This window comes from Kitasatospora phosalacinea, assembly GCF_000716545.1.
GTDB lineage: Bacteria > Actinomycetota > Actinomycetes > Streptomycetales > Streptomycetaceae > Kitasatospora > Kitasatospora phosalacinea.
Window position 1 is genome coordinate 56981 of sequence record NZ_JNWZ01000020.1, and the last position, 16102, is coordinate 73082.

Here is a 16102-nt window from a genome sequence, read left to right on the forward strand (position 1 = left end):
AACTGCCTCACATGGAGCCGGATCCCACGAAGTGGATCATCATTTCACCCTTGGTGACCTGGTGGTTCCGATCTGCAGTCAAGGACGACTGGACGGAGGGAGCGGGGGCTATGAATGCCTACGCGCCGATCCTCGTACTCGGTGCCATCGCGGCGGCGTTCGCGGTCGGCTCCGTCGTGATGGCCTCGCTCACCGGCCCGAAGCGGTACAACCGGGCCAAGTTGGAGGCGTACGAGTGCGGTATCGAACCGACCCCGCAGCCGGTGGGCGGCGGTCGGTTCCCGATCAAGTACTACCTGACGGCGATGCTGTTCATCGTCTTCGACATCGAGATCGTCTTCCTCTACCCGTGGGCGGTCAGCTTCGACGCCCTGGGGATCTTCGGGCTGGTCGAGATGCTCCTGTTCATCGCCACCGTGTTCGTCGCCTACGCCTACGTCTGGCGCCGCGGCGGCCTGGAGTGGGACTGACCACCGGCTGCCGCCGCGCAAGGCGTTTGTGAACGGGCGGACAAGCCACCGGACTCGAGGGCATTGAGAGGGAACTGATGGGTATCGAGGAGAAGCTGCCGAGCGGCTTTCTGCTCACCAGCGTGGAGGCCGCCGCGGGCTGGGTGCGGAAGGCGTCGCTCTTCCCGGCCACCTTCGGTCTGGCCTGCTGCGCGATCGAGATGATGACCACCGGCGCGGGCCGCTACGACCTGGCCCGGTTCGGCATGGAGGTCTTCCGCGGCTCGCCCCGGCAGGCCGACCTGATGATCGTGGCCGGCCGGGTCAGCCAGAAGATGGCGCCGGTGCTGCGGCAGGTCTACGACCAGATGCCGAACCCCAAGTGGGTGATCTCGATGGGCGTGTGCGCCTCCTCCGGCGGCATGTTCAACAACTACGCGATCGTCCAGGGCGTGGACCACATCGTCCCGGTGGACATCTACCTGCCGGGGTGCCCGCCCCGGCCGGAGATGCTGCTGGACGCGATCCTCAAGCTGCACGACAAGATCCAGCACGAGAAGCTCGGCGTGAACCGCCGCCGGGCCGAGGAGGAGGCCGAGCGCCTCGCGCTGCAGGCCGTCCCGACCAGCGAGATGCGGGGGCTGCTGCGATGAGCGACGAGCGGAGGCCCGAGGAGGGGCCCGACGTGCCCGCGACGCGGCGGGAGATCCCGGTGGAGGTGGTCGGCGCCCGGCAGGGCATGTTCGGCGCCCACGACACCGGCGACACCTCCGGCTTCGGCGGCCTGACCGCGCCGATCGTGCTGCCCGGCGCCAGCGAGCGCCCGTACGGCGGCTGGTTCGACGAGGTGGCCGACGAGTTCGAGGGCGCGCTGGAGGAGCAGGGCCTCGACGTGGCGGAGGTCATCGGGAAGACGGTCGTCGACCGCGGCGAGCTGACCTTCCACATCGAGCGCGAGCACCTGCTCAAGGCGGTGCGGATCCTGCGCGACGACCCGGCGCTGCGGTTCGAACTGTGCCTGGGCGTCAGCGGCGTGCACTACCCGCAGGACAAGGGCCGGGAGCTGCACGCGGTCTACCACCTGCGCTCGATCACCCACACCCGGCTGATCCGGCTGGAGGTCACCGCGCCCGACGCGGACCCGCGGATCCCGTCGGTGGTAAGCGTCTACCCGACCAACGACTGGCACGAGCGGGAGACCTACGACTTCTTCGGCCTGGTCTTCGAGGGCCACCCGGCGCTCACCCGGATCATGATGCCGGACGACTGGCTGGGCCACCCGCAGCGCAAGGACTACCCGCTCGGCGGCATCCCCGTCGAGTACAAGGGCGCCCAGATCCCGGCTCCCGACCAGCGGAGGTCGTACAGCTGATGAGCAGCACCCACTACGAAGCAGGAGCCCGGGAGACCACCGAGGGGCGGGTCTTCACCGTCACCGGTGGCGACTGGGGCGAGGTCGCCGAGGCGGTGGCCGGCGCCGACGACGAGCGGATCATCGTCAACATGGGCCCGCAGCACCCGTCCACCCACGGCGTGCTGCGGCTGATCCTGGAGATCGACGGCGAGACGGTCACCGAGGCCCGCTGCGGCATCGGCTACCTGCACACCGGCATCGAGAAGAACATGGAGTTCCGCAACTGGGTGCAGGGCACCACGTTCGTGACGCGGATGGACTACCTCACCCCGCTGTACAACGAGACCGCCTACTGCCTGGCCGTGGAGAAGCTGCTCGGGATCACCGCGGACGTGCCCGAGCGGGCCACCGTGGTCCGGGTGCTGATGATGGAGCTCAACCGGATCTCCTCGCACCTGGTGGCGCTGGCCACCGGCGGCATGGAGATCGGCTCCACCACCCTGATGATCTACGGCTTCCGGGACCGCGAGACCGTCCTGGACATCTTCGAGCTGGTCACCGGCCTGCGGATGAACCACGCCTACGTCCGCCCCGGCGGCCTGGCCCAGGACCTGCCGCCCGGCGCGGTCGACAAGATCCGCGAGGGCGTCAACCTGCTGCGCTCGCGGATGCACGAGTACGACAAGCTGGCCACCGACAACCCGGTGTTCAAGGCCCGGCTGGTCGACGTCGGCTTCCTCGACCTGCCCGGCTGCCTGGCGCTCGGCGCCACCGGCCCGATCCTGCGGGCCACCGGGCTGCCGCACGACCTGCGCAAGACCGACCCGTACTGCGGGTACGAGACGTACGACTTCGACGTCGCGGTGGCCGACACCGCGGACTCCTACGGGCGGTTCCTGATCCGCCTGGAGGAGATGAAGCAGTCGCTGCGGATCGTCGAGCAGTGCCTGGAGCGGCTGAGGCCCGGGCCGGTCATGGTGGCCGACAAGAAGATCGCCTGGCCGTCCCAGCTGGCCGTCGGCCCCGACGGCATGGGCAACTCGCTGGACCACATCCGGAAGATCATGGGCACCTCGATGGAGGCCCTGATCCACCACTTCAAGCTGGTCACCGAGGGCTTCAAGGTGCCGGTGGGCCAGGCCTACGCCGCGGTGGAGTCGCCCAAGGGCGAACTCGGCGTGCACGTGGTCAGCGACGGCGGCACCCGGCCCTACCGGGTGCACTTCCGCGACCCGTCCTTCACCAACCTGCAGACGATGGCCGCGATGTGCGAGGGCGGCCCGCTGGCCGACGTGATCGTGGCGGTGGCCGGGATCGACCCGGTGATGGGAGGCGTGGACCGGTGAGCAGCACAGAACTCGGCCTGCCGGCGCTGCCGGCCAAGCCCTACCCGCCGGAGGTGGAGGCCCGACTCGCCGCCGACGCACGGGAGTTGATCTCCCGCTACCCGCAGTCCCGGTCCGCGCTGCTGCCCCTGCTGCACCTGGTGCAGGCCGAGGACGGCTGCGTCACCCCGACCGGGATCCGGTTCTGCGCCGAGCAGTTGGACCTGACCACCGCCGAGGTCACCGCCGTCGCGACCTTCTACACGATGTACCGGCGGCGCCCGGCCGGCGAGTACCACGTCGGCGTGTGCACCAACACGCTGTGCGCGGTGCTCGGCGGCGACCAGATCTTCGACGAGCTCTCCGAGCACCTCGGCATCGCCAACAACCGCACCACCGAGGACGGTTCGGTCTCGATCGAGCGGATCGAGTGCAACGCGGCCTGCGACTACGCCCCCGTGGTGATGGTCAACTGGGAGTTCTTCGACAACCAGACCCCTCAGAGCGCCAAGCAGCTGGTCGACCAGCTGCGCGCCGGGCAGGAGGTCCACCCCACCCGCGGCGCCAAGCTCTGCTCGTTCAAGGAGACCTCCCGGATCCTGGCGGGCTTCGCCGACGGGCGCCCCGGCGCGGTCGACGAGTCCGGGGCCGGCGGCGCGCCCTCGCTGGCCGGCCTGCGGCTGGCCAAGGGCGAGGCGCTGCCCGGCACCCCGGGCGCCAAGGTGGTCTCCCCGCGGCACGAAGGGACGGAAGCGTGATGACCTCCGCCGAACCGGCCGAGAAGCTCCTCTCCCCGGTCCTCTCCGCCTCCTGGGACGACCACCGCCCCTGGACGCTGGAGACCTACCGCCGCCACGGCGGCTACGACGGCCTGCGCGCCGCCCTCGCGATGGCCCCGGACGACGTGATCGCCCTGGTCAAGGACGCGGGCCTGCGCGGGCGCGGCGGCGCCGGCTTCCCCACCGGCATGAAGTGGCAGTTCATCCCGCAGAACGACGGCAAGCCGCACTACCTGGTGGTCAACGCCGACGAGTCCGAGCCGGGCACCTGCAAGGACATCCCGCTGCTGTTCGCCAACCCGCACTCGCTGATCGAGGGCATGGTCATCGCCTCGTACGCGATCCGCTGCGAGCACGCCTTCGTCTACCTGCGCGGCGAGGTCGTCCCGGTGCTGCGCCGCCTCCAGGCGGCCGTCGCCGAGGCGTACGAGGCGGGCTACCTCGGCAAGGACATCCAGGGCTCCGGCACCAACCTGGACATCACCGTGCACGCCGGCGCCGGCGCGTACATCTGCGGCGAGGAGACCGCGCTGCTCGACTCGCTGGAGGGGCGCCGCGGCCAGCCCCGGCTGCGCCCGCCGTTCCCGGCGATCGCCGGCCTGTACGCCTGCCCGACGGTGGTGAACAACGTCGAGTCGATCGCCTCGGTGCCGCCGATCCTGGCCCGCGGCAAGGACTGGTTCAAGTCGCTGGGCACCGAGAAGTCGCCCGGCTTCACGCTGTACTCGCTCTCCGGGCACGTCACCAACCCCGGCCAGTACGAGGCGCCGCTCGGCATCACGCTGCGCCAGCTGCTGGAGATCACCGGCGGCGTCCGGGCCGGGCACCGGCTCAAGTTCTGGACGCCGGGCGGCTCCTCCACCCCCATGTTCACCGAGGAGCACCTCGACGTCCCGCTGGACTACGAGGGCGTCGGCGCGGCCGGCTCGATGCTCGGCACCAAGGCGCTCCAGGTCTTCGACGAGACCACCTGCGTGGTGCGGGCCGTCACCCGGTGGACCGAGTTCTACGCCCACGAGTCCTGCGGCAAGTGCACCCCGTGCCGCGAGGGCACCTACTGGCTGGTCCAGCTGCTCAAGCGGATCGAGGCCGGCCAGGGCCACAGCGGCGACCTGGAGAAGCTGCTCGACATCGCCGACAACATCAACGGCAAGTCGTTCTGCGCGCTGGGCGACGGCGCGGCCAGCCCGATCGTCTCCTCGCTCCAGCACTTCCGCGCCGAGTACGAGCAGCACATCGACGAACACCGCTGCCCGTTCGACCCGGCGGCCTCCACCGTCTGGGCCGGCCGGGCCTCCGTCCACGAGTCCGCCACCGAGAGGGAGGTGCACGCGTGACGGTCACGGAGCCTTCCACCCAGACCGAGCTGGTCACGCTCACCATCGACGGCGTCGAAGTCAGCGTCCCCAAGGGCACGCTGGTGATCCGCGCCGCCGAGCAGATCGGCACCCAGATCCCGCGCTTCTGCGACCACCCGCTGCTCGACCCCGCCGGGGCGTGCCGCCAGTGCATCGTGGAGGTCGAGGGGCAGCGCAAGCCGGTCGCCTCCTGCACCATCCCGGTCGCCGAGGGCATGGTGGTGCGCACCCAGCTGTCCTCGCCGGTCGCCGAGAAGGCGCAGCGCGGCGTGATGGAACTGCTGCTGATCAACCACCCGCTGGACTGCCCGGTCTGCGACAAGGGCGGCGAGTGCCCGCTGCAGAACCAGGCGATGTCCACCGGCGACACCGACACCCGGTTCGAGGGCGTCAAGCGGACGTACGAGAAGCCCGTCCCGCTCTCCACCCAGGTGCTGCTGGACCGCGAGCGCTGCGTGCTGTGCGCGCGCTGCACCCGCTTCTCGCAGCAGATCGCCGGCGACCCGTTCATCGACCTGGTGGAGCGCGGCGCGCTCCAGCAGGTCGGCACCGGCGCCGACCAGCCGCTGGACTCGTACTTCTCCGGCAACACCATCCAGATCTGCCCGGTCGGCGCGCTCACCTCCGCCGCCTACCGGTTCCGCTCCCGCCCGTTCGACCTGGTGTCCTCCCCGTCGGTGTGCGAGCACTGCTCGTCCGGCTGCGGGCAGCGCACCGACCACCGGCGCGGCAAGGTGCTGCGGCGCCTGGCCGGCAACGAGCCGGAGGTCAACGAGGAGTGGAACTGCGACAAGGGCCGGTTCGCGTTCCGCTACGCCCAGCAGCGCGACCGGTTCACCGCGCCGATGGTCCGCCGCGACGGCGAACTCGTCGCCGCGTCCTGGCCGGAGGCGCTGGCGAGGGCCGCCGAGGGGCTGCGCGGGGCGCGCGCCGCGGTGCTCGCGGGCGGCCGGGTCACCGTCGAGGACGCGTACGGCTACGGCAAGTTCGCCCGGGTCGCGCTCGGCACCAACGACGTCGACTTCCGGGCCCGGCCGCACAGCGACGAGGAGGCCGACTTCCTGGCCGCGGCCGTCGCCGGACACGGCGTCGACCTGGACGGGGACGCCGTCTCCTACCGGCGGCTCGAAGCCGCGCCGGCCGTGCTGCTGGTCGGCCTGGAGGCCGAGGAGGAGGCGCCGATCGTCTTCCTGCGGCTGCGCAAGGCCAACCGGGCGTCCGGGCTGCGGGTGTTCTCGATCGCCTCGCACGCCTCCCGGGGCCTGGCCAAGCTGCGCGGCGCGCTGCTGCCCGCCGCCCCCGGCACCGAGGTCGAGTGGCTGGGCGCGCTGGCCGGCGACGAGGTGCTCGCCGACGACGCCGGGCGCTGCGCGGACGCGCTGCGCTCGCCGGGCGCGGTGGTCCTGGTCGGCGAGCGGCTGGCACAGACCGCCGGCGGCCTGAGCGCCGTGCTGCGCCTGGCGCACGCCACCGGGGCGAAGCTCGCCTGGGTGCCGCGCCGGGCCGGCGAGCGGGGCGCCGTCGAGGCGGGCGCGCTGCCCGGGCTGCTGCCCGGCGGCCGGGCCGTCGCGGTGCCCGCCGCCCGCGCCGAGGCCGCCGCGCACTGGGGCGTCGCCGACCTGCCGGCCGGCCCCGGCCGCGACACCGGCCGGATCCTGGCCGCCGCCGCCGCGGGCGAGTTGGACGCGCTGGTGGTCGGCGGCGTCGGCCTGGAGGACCTGCCGGACCCGGCGCTCGCCGAGGAGGCGCTGACCCGGGCCGACTTCGTGCTCTCGCTGGAGCTGCGCCCGTCCGCGGTCACCGCGCACGCCGACGTGGTGCTGCCGGTCGCGGCGGTCGCCGAGAAGGCCGGCACCTTCCTGGACTGGGAGGGCCGGGTCCGGATGTTCGAAGCGGCGCTCAAGCCCGACCAGTTGATGCAGCGCCACCTGCACTCCGACGTCCGGGTGCTGAACATGGTCGCGGACGCGCTGGACCGGCCGATCGGCCTGCCCGACGTCCGCGCGGCCCGGCTGGAGCTGGACCGTTTCACCCCGTGGGCGGGCGACCGCCCGGCCGCGCCCGCCGCGCTGCCCGCCGCGCTGCCCCGTCCCGCGACCGGGCAGGCCGTGCTGGCCGGGCACCGGATGCTGCTGGACAACGGCTCGCTGCAGGAGGGCGACACCCACCTGGCCGGCACCCGGCACGCCGCCGTGGCCCGGCTGTCCGCCGCCACCGCCGCCGAGGTCGGCGCGAGCGGCGCGCTGCGGGTCACCGGCCCGGCCGGGTCGCTGACCCTGCCGCTGGAGGTCACCGACGCGATGCCGGACCGCACGGTCTGGCTGCCGCTCAACTCGACGCCGGACGGCGGCGCGTACCGCGCGCTCGGCACCACGGTCGGCCACCTGGTCACCATCGCCCCGGCGGAGGAATCATGAGCCCCCTCGCTGCCCCGCTCGCCGCGCCCCTGGCGGCCGCCGACACGCTCGGCTTCTTCGGCCGCGACCCGTGGTGGCTGGTGCTGCTGAAGGCGGTGTTCTGCTTCGCGTTCCTGGTCCTGACGGTGCTGATCGCCATCGTCTGGGAGCGCAAGGTGGTCGCCTGGATGCAGCTGCGGATCGGCCCGAACCGGCACGGCCCGTGGGGCCTGCTGCAGTCGCTGGCCGACGGCGTGAAGCTGGCGCTGAAGGAAGACCTGGTGGTCAAGGGCGCCGACAAGGCGGTCTACGTGCTGGCGCCGGTCGTCGCGGCGATCCCCGCGTTCATGGCGTTCGCGGTGATCCCGTTCGGCCCGGCCGACAACCAGGTGTCGATCTTCGGCACCCGCACGCCGCTCCAGCTGACCGACCTGCCGATCGCGCTGCTGTACATCCTGGCCACCGCCTCGGTGGGCATCTACGGCATCGTGCTGGCGGGCTGGTCGTCCGGTTCGACGTACCCGCTGCTGGGCGGCATCCGCTCCTCCGCGCAGATGATCAGCTACGAGATCGCGATGGGCCTGTCGTTCGCGGCGGTGTTCATCTACTCGGGCTCGATGTCGACCTCGGAGATCGTCTCCTCGCAGCAGCCGACCTGGTTCGCGGTGCTGCTGCCGGTGTCGTTCATCGTGTACGTCATCGCGATGGTCGGCGAGACCAACCGCGCGCCGTTCGACCTCCCGGAGGCCGAGGGCGAGCTGGTCGGCGGCTTCAACACCGAGTACTCCTCGCTGAAGTTCGCGATGTTCATGCTGGCCGAGTACGTCAACATGGTCACCGTCTCGGCGGTCGCCTCCACGCTGTTCCTGGGCGGCTGGCGCGCTCCGTGGCCGGTCTCGACCTTCTGGGAGGGCGCGAACCACGGCTGGTGGCCGATGCTGTGGATCGTGCTGAAGATCCAGCTGCTGCTGTTCTTCTTCATCTGGCTGCGCGGCACCCTGCCCCGGCTGCGCTACGACCAGTTCATGAAGCTCGGCTGGAAGGTGCTGATCCCGGTCTCGCTGGTGTGGCTGGTGATGGTGGCCACCGTGCGGGCGCTGCGCAACGAGGGCTACGACTTCGCCAAGGTGGTGCTGTACGTCGGCGCGCCGCTGGCCGCGGTCCTGCTGGTCGCGCTGGTCGTCGACCTGCTGCGCAGGAAGCCCGGGCCGGAGCCGGAGCCGGCCCCCGCGTTCGACCCGATGGCCGGGGGCTACCCCGTACCGCCGCTGCCCGGGCAGGAACTGCCGCCCGTCCCGCGCCGCCGCCGCCGGACCCCGCAACTCCAGGACGCCCTCAACGGGGCCGACCATTCCGAAGGGAGCTGATCCGAGATGCCTGACGAGTCGTCAGACAAGTCGATCCTCGGGCCGGCCGCCGGCTTCGGCGTGACCTTCAAGGCCATGTTCAAGAAGCGGCTCACCGAGCAGTACCCGGAGTACAAGAAGCCCACCGCTCCGCGCTTCCACGGCCGTCACCAGCTGAACCGGCACCCGGACGGCCTGGAGAAGTGCGTGGGCTGCGAGCTGTGCGCCTGGGCCTGTCCGGCCGACGCGATCTACGTCGAGGGCGCCGACAACCGGGACGAGGAGCGCTACTCGCCCGGTGAGCGCTACGGCGCGGTCTACCAGATCAACTACGCCCGCTGCATCCTGTGCGGGCTGTGCGTCGAGGCGTGCCCGACCCGGGCGCTGACCATGACCAACGAGTACGAGCTCGCGGACTCCTCCCGGCAGGACCTGATCTTCACCAAGGAGCAGCTGCTGGTCGGGCTGACCGAGGGCATGGTCGACTCCCCGCACTCGATCTTCCCGGGCGCCGACGAGGGCGCGTACTACCGGGGCGAGATCACCGGCGCGGCGCCCGGCACCGTCCAGCAGGAGCGGCACGACCGCGAGAAGGAGGAGCGGTCATGACCTCCACCGGCGAGGCCGTGCAGTTCTGGGTGCTGGCCGTGATCGCGGTCGGCGGCGCGCTCGGCATGCTGCTGATGAAGAAGGCCGTGCACTCGGCGCTCTGCCTGGCGGCGACCATGCTGGCGCTGGCGGTCTGCTACCTGGCGCAGGGCGCGGTGTTCCTGGGCGTGGTGCAGATCGTGGTCTACACCGGCGCGATCATGATGCTGTTCCTGTTCGTGGTGATGCTGGTCGGCGTCTCGACGGCCGACTCGCTCAAGGAGCGGCTGAAGGGCCAGCGGGTCGCCGCGGTCCTCTGCGGCCTGGGCTTCGGCGTGCTGCTGATCGCCGGCCTGGCCAACGCGCACCTGCGGAACTTCACCGGCCTGTCCGAGGCGAACGCCGAGGGCAACGTGCAGGGCCTGGCCCGGCTGATCTTCACCAAGTACGTGTGGGCGTTCGAGGTGACCAGCGCGCTGCTGATCACCGCGGCGGTCGGCGCGATGGTGCTGACCCACCGCGAGAAGGTCCGCGCCCCGCTGACCCAGCGCCAGCTGGCCGCGCAGCGGGTCAAGGACAACATCCAGGTGCCGCCGCTGCCCGCCCCCGGCGTGTACGCCCGGCACAACGCGGTGGACGTCCCGGCGCTGCTGCCGGACGGCACCGTAGCCGAGGACTCGGTGATGGGCACCCTGCGCGAGCGCGGCCAGGTCCGCGACGTCAGCCAGGAGATGCTCGCGCGGATGGCGGAGCTGGAGGAGACCACGGCCGACTGGCTGGGCCGCCCGTCCTCCGCCCGTCCCAAGGTCACCGGGCCGCGCCAGGCGCTGGAGACCGTGCCGACCCCGACCAAGGAGGAGGCGGAGTGAACCCGGCCAACTACCTGTACCTCGCCGCGCTGCTGTTCACCATCGGTGCCTCCGGGGTGCTGCTGCGGCGCAACGCGATCGTGCTGTTCATGTGCGTGGAGCTGATGCTGAACGCCTCGAACCTGGCGCTGGTCACCTTCTCCCGGATGCACGGCAACCTGGACGGGCAGATCCTCGCGTTCTTCACGATGGTGGTCGCGGCGGCCGAGGTCGTGGTCGGCCTCGCCATCATCGTCTCCATCTTCCGGACCAGGCACTCCGCTTCGGTCGACGACAGCAACCTGATGAAGCTGTAGGCGGAGGGCCCCTCAGTGAACTCTCTCATTCCGCTGCTGATCGCGGCGCCGCTGGCCGGCGCTGCCCTGCTGCTGCTCGGCGGACGGGCCCTGGACCGGTTCGGGCACTGGATCGCGACGGCCCTGGCCGCGCTGTCCTTCGCCTTCGGCCTGACCCTGTTCGCGGACATGCTCGGCCGGGACGCCGAGCACCGCGCCGTCACCGAGCGGCTGTTCAGCTGGATCCCGGTGAACGGCTTCCAGGCCGACGTCTCCTTCCAGCTCGACCAGCTCTCGATCACCTTCGTCCTGCTGATCACCGGCGTCGGCACCCTGATCCACCTGTACTCGGTGGGCTACATGGCGCACGACGAGCGCCGCCGCCGCTTCTTCGCCTACCTGAACCTGTTCCTGGCCGCCATGCTGGTGCTGGTCCTGGCCGACAACTACCTGCTGCTGTACCTGGGCTGGGAGGGCGTGGGCCTCGCGTCCTACCTGCTGATCGGGTTCTGGCAGCACAAGCCGAGCGCCGCGACGGCCGCCAAGAAGGCGTTCATCGTCAACCGGGTCGGCGACATGGGCCTGTCCATCGCGATCATGCTGATGTTCGTCGAGTTCGGCTCCTTCGCCTTCCAGCCGGTCTTCGCCGGCGCGGGCGGCGCGAGCGAGGGCAAGCTCACCGCGATCGGCCTGATGCTGCTGCTGGCGGCCTGCGGCAAGTCCGCGCAGGTGCCGCTGCAGTCCTGGCTGGGCGACGCGATGGAGGGCCCGACCCCGGTCTCGGCCCTGATCCACGCGGCCACCATGGTCACCGCGGGCGTCTACCTGATCGTCCGCTCCGGCGCGATCTTCAACCTGGCGCCGGACGCGCAGACCGCCGTGGTGGTGGTCGGTACGGTGACGCTGCTGTTCGGTGCGGTCGTCGGTTGCGCCAAGGACGACATCAAGAAGGCCCTGGCGGGCTCGACCATGTCGCAGATCGGCTACATGATCATGGCGGCGGGCCTGGGCCCGATCGGCTACGCCTTCGCGATCATGCACCTGGTCACCCACGGCTTCTTCAAGGCCGGGCTGTTCCTCGGCGCCGGGTCGGTCATGCACGGCATGAACGACGAGGTGAACATGCGGCACTACGGCGGCCTGCGCACGTACATGCCGGTCACCTTCGCCACCTTCGGCCTCGGCTACCTGGCGATCATCGGCTTCCCGGGCCTGTCCGGCTTCTTCTCCAAGGACAAGATCATCGAGGCGGCGTTCGCCAAGGGCGGCACCGAGGGCTGGATCCTCGGCCTGTGCGCCCTGCTCGGCGCCGCGATCACCGCGTTCTACATGACCCGGGTGATGGTGCTGACCTTCTTCGGCGAGAAGCGCTGGCAGCCCGACGCCGAGGGCAACGACCCGCACCCGCACGAGTCCCCGAAGTCGATGACCGTCCCGATGATCGTGCTGGCCTTCGGTTCGGTCTTCGCGGGCGGCCTGTTCGTCTACGGGAACTCCTTCCTGCACTGGCTGGAGCCGGTCACCGGCCACGCCGAGGGCGACTCCCCGCTGAGCCAGTGGACCGTCACCGGCCTCGCCACCGTCTGCATGCTCGTGGGCGCCGCCCTGGCCTGGCAGATGTACGGCCGGAACCCCGTCCCGGTCAAGGCGCCGATCGGCTCGCTGCTCACCCGGGCCGCCCGCCGCGACCTGCTCCAGGACGACTTCAACCACGCCGTCCTGGTCCGCCCCGGCTCGGCGCTGGCCGCCACCCTGGTCTGGTTCGACAGCCGGGGCCTGGACGGCTTCGTCAACGGCCTGGCCGCCGCGATCGGCGGGATCTCCAGCCGGCTGCGCCGGATCCAGACCGGCTACGTCCGCACGTACGCGCTCTCCATGTTCGGCGGCACGCTGGTGCTGGTCGCCTCCACTCTCCTGATGAGGTCGGTCTGATGAGCTACCTCCTCTCCGCCACCTGTGCCGTCCCGGCCGCCGGAGCGGTGCTCACCGCCGCCCTCCCGGCCGGGACCGACGCGGCCCGGCGGCGCACCACCAAGGCCGTCGCGCTGGCGGTCTCCGTCCTCACCCTCGGCCTGGCCGCCGCGGTCGCCGCCTCCTTCGAACCCGGCGGCGCCCGCTACCAGTTGACCGAGTCCTACTCCTGGATCCGCTCCTTCGGGATCAGCTTCTCGCTCGGCGCGGACGGCATCGGCACCGCCCTGGTGCTGCTGACCGCCGTCCTGGTGCCGCTGGTGATGCTGGCGGGCTGGCACGACGCCGACCCCGCCGCCCCCGAGGGCTCGTTCGAGTCCAAGCGGCGCACCCAGGCGTTCTTCGCGCTGATCCTGGCCGTCGAGGCGATGGTGCTGGTGTCCTTCCTGGCCACCGACGTCTTCGTGTTCTACGTGTTCTTCGAAGCCATGCTGATCCCGATGTACTTCCTGATCGGCGGCTTCGGCGACCGGGCCGGCGGCCCCGACTCGGACCGCCAGCGCTCCTACGCGGCCGTCAAGTTCCTGCTGTACAACCTGCTCGGCGGCCTGGTCATGCTGGCCGCCGTGGTCGGCCTGTACGTGGCGGCCGGCGACCAGGGCCAGGCGACGTTCAGCCTGACCGCGCTGACCGACGCGATCTCCTCCGGCAAGCTGGTGATCGGCCCGAACGCGCAGCGGGCGCTGTTCCTCGGCTTCTTCTTCGCCTTCGCGGTGAAGGCCCCGATGTGGCCGCTGCACACCTGGCTGCCGAACGCGATGGGCGAGTCCACCGCCGGGACGGCCGTGCTGATCACCGCGGTGGTCGACAAGGTCGGCACCTTCGCGATGCTGCGCTTCTGCCTGGGCCTGTTCCCGGACGCGTCCAAGACCTTCGCCCCGGTGATCATGGTGCTGGCGCTGGTCGGCATCGTCTACGGCGCGCTGGTCGCGATCGGCCAGAAGGACATCAAGCGGCTCGTCGCCTACGCGTCCATCTCGCACTTCGGGTTCATCATCCTGGGCGTCTTCGCGATGACCAGCCAGGGCCAGTCCGGCGCGACGCTCTACATGGTCAACCACGGCATCTCCACCGCCGCGTGGATGCTGGTGGCGGGCTTCCTGATCTCCCGCCGCGGCTCCCGCCTGATCGCCGACTACGGCGGCGTGCAGAAGGTCGCCCCGGTGCTGGCCGGCACCTTCCTGCTGGGCGGCCTGGCCACCCTGTCGCTGCCCGGCATGGGCCCGTTCGTCAGCGAGTTCCTGGTCCTGGTCGGTACCTTCAGCCGCTACCCGGCGATCGGCGTCGTGGCGACCTCCGGCATCGTGCTGGCCGCGCTGTACGCCCTGCTGCTGTACCAGCGCACCATGACCGGCCCGGTGAAGGCCCCGGTCGAGGGCATGCCCGACCTGAAGGCCCGCGAACTGGCCGTCGTCGCCCCGCTGGTGGCCCTGACCCTGCTGCTGGGCGTCTACCCGAAGCCGCTCACCGACATGGTGAACCCGGCCGTGGACGACACCCTCAGCCAGGTCCACCGCACCGACCCCGCGCCGGCCCACCCGGTCGCCGCCACCAACGAAGGAGGTGAGCAGAAGTGATGCCCGTCCACGCGCTGGCCGCCGCCGGCGGCAACAGCCCGAGCATCCCCGCCCCGCACATCGAGTACGGGCAGCTCTCGCCGATGCTGGCGGTGTTCGGCGCCGCGCTGATCGGCGTGCTGGTCGAGGCGTTCCTGCCCCGCCGGGCCCGCGCCTCCGCCCAGCTGGGCGTGTCGCTGCTCGGCCTGGTCGGCGCCTTCGCCGCCGTGGTGGTGCTGGCCGCCCAGGGCCACGGCACCACCAAGGCCGGCCTGCTGGCGATGGGCGCGGTCGCCATCGACGGCCCGGCGCTGTTCCTGCAGGGCGTGATCCTGCTGACCGCGGTGCTGGCGGTGCTCACCTACGCGGAGGGCCGGCTGGAGCCGCGGATCAACGGCCACCGGGTGGACGCGTTCGCCGCCCAGGCCGCGGCCGTCCCCGGCGGCGAGCAGGAGCGCGACGCGACCCGCGAGGGCATGCGCACCACCGAGATCTACCCGCTGACCCTGTTCGCGGTCGGCGGCATGCTGCTCTTCCCCGCCTCGAACGACCTGCTGACCATGTTCGTGGCGCTGGAGGTGCTCTCCCTCCCGCTGTACCTGATGTGCGCGCTCGCCCGGCGCCGCCGCCTGATCTCGCAGGAGGCGGCCGTCAAGTACTTCCTGCTGGGCGCGTTCGCCTCGGCGTTCTTCCTGTTCGGCACCGCCCTGGTGTACGGCTACGCGGGCTCGCTGCAGCTCGGCGAGATCGCCGACGTGGTCTCCGGGGTCTCCCAGGTCACCCCGGCGCTGGCCGTCACCACCCAGAACGACGCGCTGCTGCTGATCGGCCTGGCCATGCTGGCCGTCGGCCTGCTGTTCAAGGTCGGCGCGGTGCCGTTCCACTCCTGGACGCCGGACGTCTACCAGGGCGCCCCGACGCCGGTCACCGGCTTCATGGCGGCCGCCACCAAGACCGCCGCGTTCGGTGCCCTGCTGCGGCTGTTCTACGTGGCCTTCCCCGGCCTGCGCTGGGACTGGCGGCCCGTCATGTGGGGCGTGGCGATCCTCACCATGGTGGTCGGCGCGGTGCTGGCGATCACCCAGCAGGACGTGAAGCGGCTGCTGGCCTACTCCTCGGTCGCGCACGCCGGCTTCATCCTGACCGGCCTGATCGCCACCGACCGGCGCGGCGTGGCGGCGGTCCTCTTCTACCTGCTGGCGTACTCCTTCGTGACGCTCGGCGCCTTCGCCGTGGTCACCCTGGTGCGGGACTCCAAGGGCGAGGCCACCCACCTGTCCAACTGGGCCGGTCTGGGCCGCCGTTCGCCGCTGCTGGCGGCGGTGTTCGCGCTGTTCCTGCTGGCCTTCGCGGGCATCCCGCTGACCTCCGGGTTCACCGGCAAGTTCGCGGTCTTCCAGGCCGCGGCCGAGGGCGGGGCCACCCCGCTGGTCATCGTCGGCGTGCTGTCCTCGGCGGTCGCCGCGTTCTTCTACATCCGGGTCGTCGTGCTGATGTTCTTCTCCGACCCGCAGCCGTCCGGCCCCGCCGTGGCCGTCCCCAGCCCGCTCACCGCCACCGCCATCGGCGTCGGCGTGCTGGTCACCCTCGGTCTCGGCCTGCTCCCGCAGTACTTCCTCGACCTGGCCTCCAAGGCCTCGGTGTTCGTCCGCTGACCGCTCCGCCCGCCTCCGGCCCCCGCCCGCCCCGGGTGGGGGCCGGAGGCGTGGAGCGGCGCGGCCGGGACCGTCCGCGGCCCGCCTCCCGCCACCGGGGAAGTCGGGCCCATGCCCGTGCAGTGATCCACTCGGGACCGGATACGCTGCCTTGTATGTGCATCGGCGAGGCTGAGGGACC

At 71.4% G+C, this 16102-nt stretch carries 14 protein-coding genes; all 14 read left to right on the top strand.

Annotated elements, in window-relative coordinates; genetic code table 11:
* Nucleotides 1-110 precede the first annotated feature (110 nt).
* Complete coding sequence (locus OO48_RS12615; protein ID WP_014137597.1) at nt 111-470, top strand: NADH-quinone oxidoreductase subunit A; 360 nt, start codon at nt 111-113, stop codon at nt 468-470.
* 77 nt (nt 471-547) lie between these two features.
* Entirely contained in the window at nt 548-1102 is a 555-nt protein-coding gene (locus OO48_RS12620; protein ID WP_033215298.1) for a NuoB/complex I 20 kDa subunit family protein, read from the top strand.
* Nucleotides 1099-1821: an NADH-quinone oxidoreductase subunit C gene (locus OO48_RS12625; RefSeq protein WP_033215299.1), complete on the top strand. Its 723-nt coding sequence runs from the start codon at nt 1099-1101 to the stop codon at nt 1819-1821. Before OO48_RS12620 ends, OO48_RS12625 begins: the two co-directional genes overlap by 4 nt.
* Nucleotides 1821-3149, top strand: coding sequence for an NADH-quinone oxidoreductase subunit D (locus OO48_RS12630; RefSeq protein WP_033215300.1), 1329 nt, complete (start codon nt 1821-1823; stop codon nt 3147-3149). Before OO48_RS12625 ends, OO48_RS12630 begins: the two co-directional genes overlap by 1 nt.
* 17 nt (nt 3150-3166) lie before the next feature.
* Nucleotides 3167-3886, top strand: a complete 720-nt coding sequence (gene nuoE / locus OO48_RS12635) for an NADH-quinone oxidoreductase subunit NuoE (protein WP_063830667.1) — start codon at nt 3167-3169, stop codon at nt 3884-3886.
* Nucleotides 3886-5244, top strand: a complete 1359-nt coding sequence (gene nuoF / locus OO48_RS12640; RefSeq protein ID WP_033215304.1) for an NADH-quinone oxidoreductase subunit NuoF — start codon at nt 3886-3888, stop codon at nt 5242-5244. Before nuoE ends, nuoF begins: the two co-directional genes overlap by 1 nt.
* Nucleotides 5241-7682 carry an NADH-quinone oxidoreductase subunit G gene (locus OO48_RS12645; protein WP_033215306.1) on the top strand — a complete coding sequence of 814 codons (2442 nt, stop codon included), beginning with the start codon at nt 5241-5243 and terminating at the stop codon, nt 7680-7682. The genes nuoF and OO48_RS12645 overlap by 4 nt, the downstream gene beginning before the upstream one ends.
* The gene (gene nuoH / locus OO48_RS12650; protein ID WP_033215308.1) at nt 7679-9028 is read left to right on the top strand and encodes an NADH-quinone oxidoreductase subunit NuoH; all 1350 of its coding nucleotides are present in this window, start codon (nt 7679-7681) and stop codon (nt 9026-9028) included. The genes OO48_RS12645 and nuoH overlap by 4 nt, the downstream gene beginning before the upstream one ends.
* Nucleotides 9029-9034: 6 nt before the next feature.
* A complete protein-coding gene (nuoI, locus tag OO48_RS12655) occupies nt 9035-9616 on the top strand; it encodes an NADH-quinone oxidoreductase subunit NuoI (RefSeq protein ID WP_033215310.1) in 582 nt (193 codons plus the stop codon).
* On the top strand, nt 9613-10464 hold the full coding sequence (locus OO48_RS12660) for an NADH-quinone oxidoreductase subunit J (RefSeq protein WP_033215312.1): 852 nt from the start codon (nt 9613-9615) through the stop codon (nt 10462-10464). Before nuoI ends, OO48_RS12660 begins: the two co-directional genes overlap by 4 nt.
* Nucleotides 10461-10760 carry an NADH-quinone oxidoreductase subunit NuoK gene (gene nuoK, locus OO48_RS12665; protein ID WP_033215314.1) on the top strand — a complete coding sequence of 100 codons (300 nt, stop codon included), beginning with the start codon at nt 10461-10463 and terminating at the stop codon, nt 10758-10760. The genes OO48_RS12660 and nuoK overlap by 4 nt, the downstream gene beginning before the upstream one ends.
* A 15-nt stretch (nt 10761-10775) precedes the next feature.
* Nucleotides 10776-12671 (top strand): NADH-quinone oxidoreductase subunit L, encoded by a 1896-nt coding sequence (gene nuoL, locus OO48_RS12670; RefSeq protein ID WP_033215317.1) that lies wholly within the window; start codon nt 10776-10778, stop codon nt 12669-12671.
* Nucleotides 12671-14287, top strand: coding sequence for an NADH-quinone oxidoreductase subunit M (locus OO48_RS12675; protein WP_033215319.1), 1617 nt, complete (start codon nt 12671-12673; stop codon nt 14285-14287). Before nuoL ends, OO48_RS12675 begins: the two co-directional genes overlap by 1 nt.
* Nucleotides 14287-15921 (top strand): NADH-quinone oxidoreductase subunit NuoN, encoded by a 1635-nt coding sequence (nuoN, locus tag OO48_RS12680; RefSeq protein ID WP_051732059.1) that lies wholly within the window; start codon nt 14287-14289, stop codon nt 15919-15921. The genes OO48_RS12675 and nuoN overlap by 1 nt, the downstream gene beginning before the upstream one ends.
* Nucleotides 15922-16102 lie beyond the last annotated feature (181 nt).

Coding starts and splice junctions, on each gene's coding strand:
- nuoI (WP_033215310.1), top strand. CDS start 9,035: ATGCCTGACGAGTCGTCAGACAAGTCGATCCTCGGGCCGGCCGCCGGC.
- nuoF (WP_033215304.1), top strand. CDS start 3,886: ATGACCTCCGCCGAACCGGCCGAGAAGCTCCTCTCCCCGGTCCTCTCC.
- nuoN (WP_051732059.1), top strand. CDS start 14,287: ATGCCCGTCCACGCGCTGGCCGCCGCCGGCGGCAACAGCCCGAGCATC.
- OO48_RS12620 (WP_033215298.1), top strand. CDS start 548: ATGGGTATCGAGGAGAAGCTGCCGAGCGGCTTTCTGCTCACCAGCGTG.
- nuoH (WP_033215308.1), top strand. CDS start 7,679: ATGAGCCCCCTCGCTGCCCCGCTCGCCGCGCCCCTGGCGGCCGCCGAC.
- OO48_RS12660 (WP_033215312.1), top strand. CDS start 9,613: ATGACCTCCACCGGCGAGGCCGTGCAGTTCTGGGTGCTGGCCGTGATC.
- OO48_RS12630 (WP_033215300.1), top strand. CDS start 1,821: ATGAGCAGCACCCACTACGAAGCAGGAGCCCGGGAGACCACCGAGGGG.
- OO48_RS12625 (WP_033215299.1), top strand. CDS start 1,099: ATGAGCGACGAGCGGAGGCCCGAGGAGGGGCCCGACGTGCCCGCGACG.
- OO48_RS12675 (WP_033215319.1), top strand. CDS start 12,671: ATGAGCTACCTCCTCTCCGCCACCTGTGCCGTCCCGGCCGCCGGAGCG.
- OO48_RS12615 (WP_014137597.1), top strand. CDS start 111: ATGAATGCCTACGCGCCGATCCTCGTACTCGGTGCCATCGCGGCGGCG.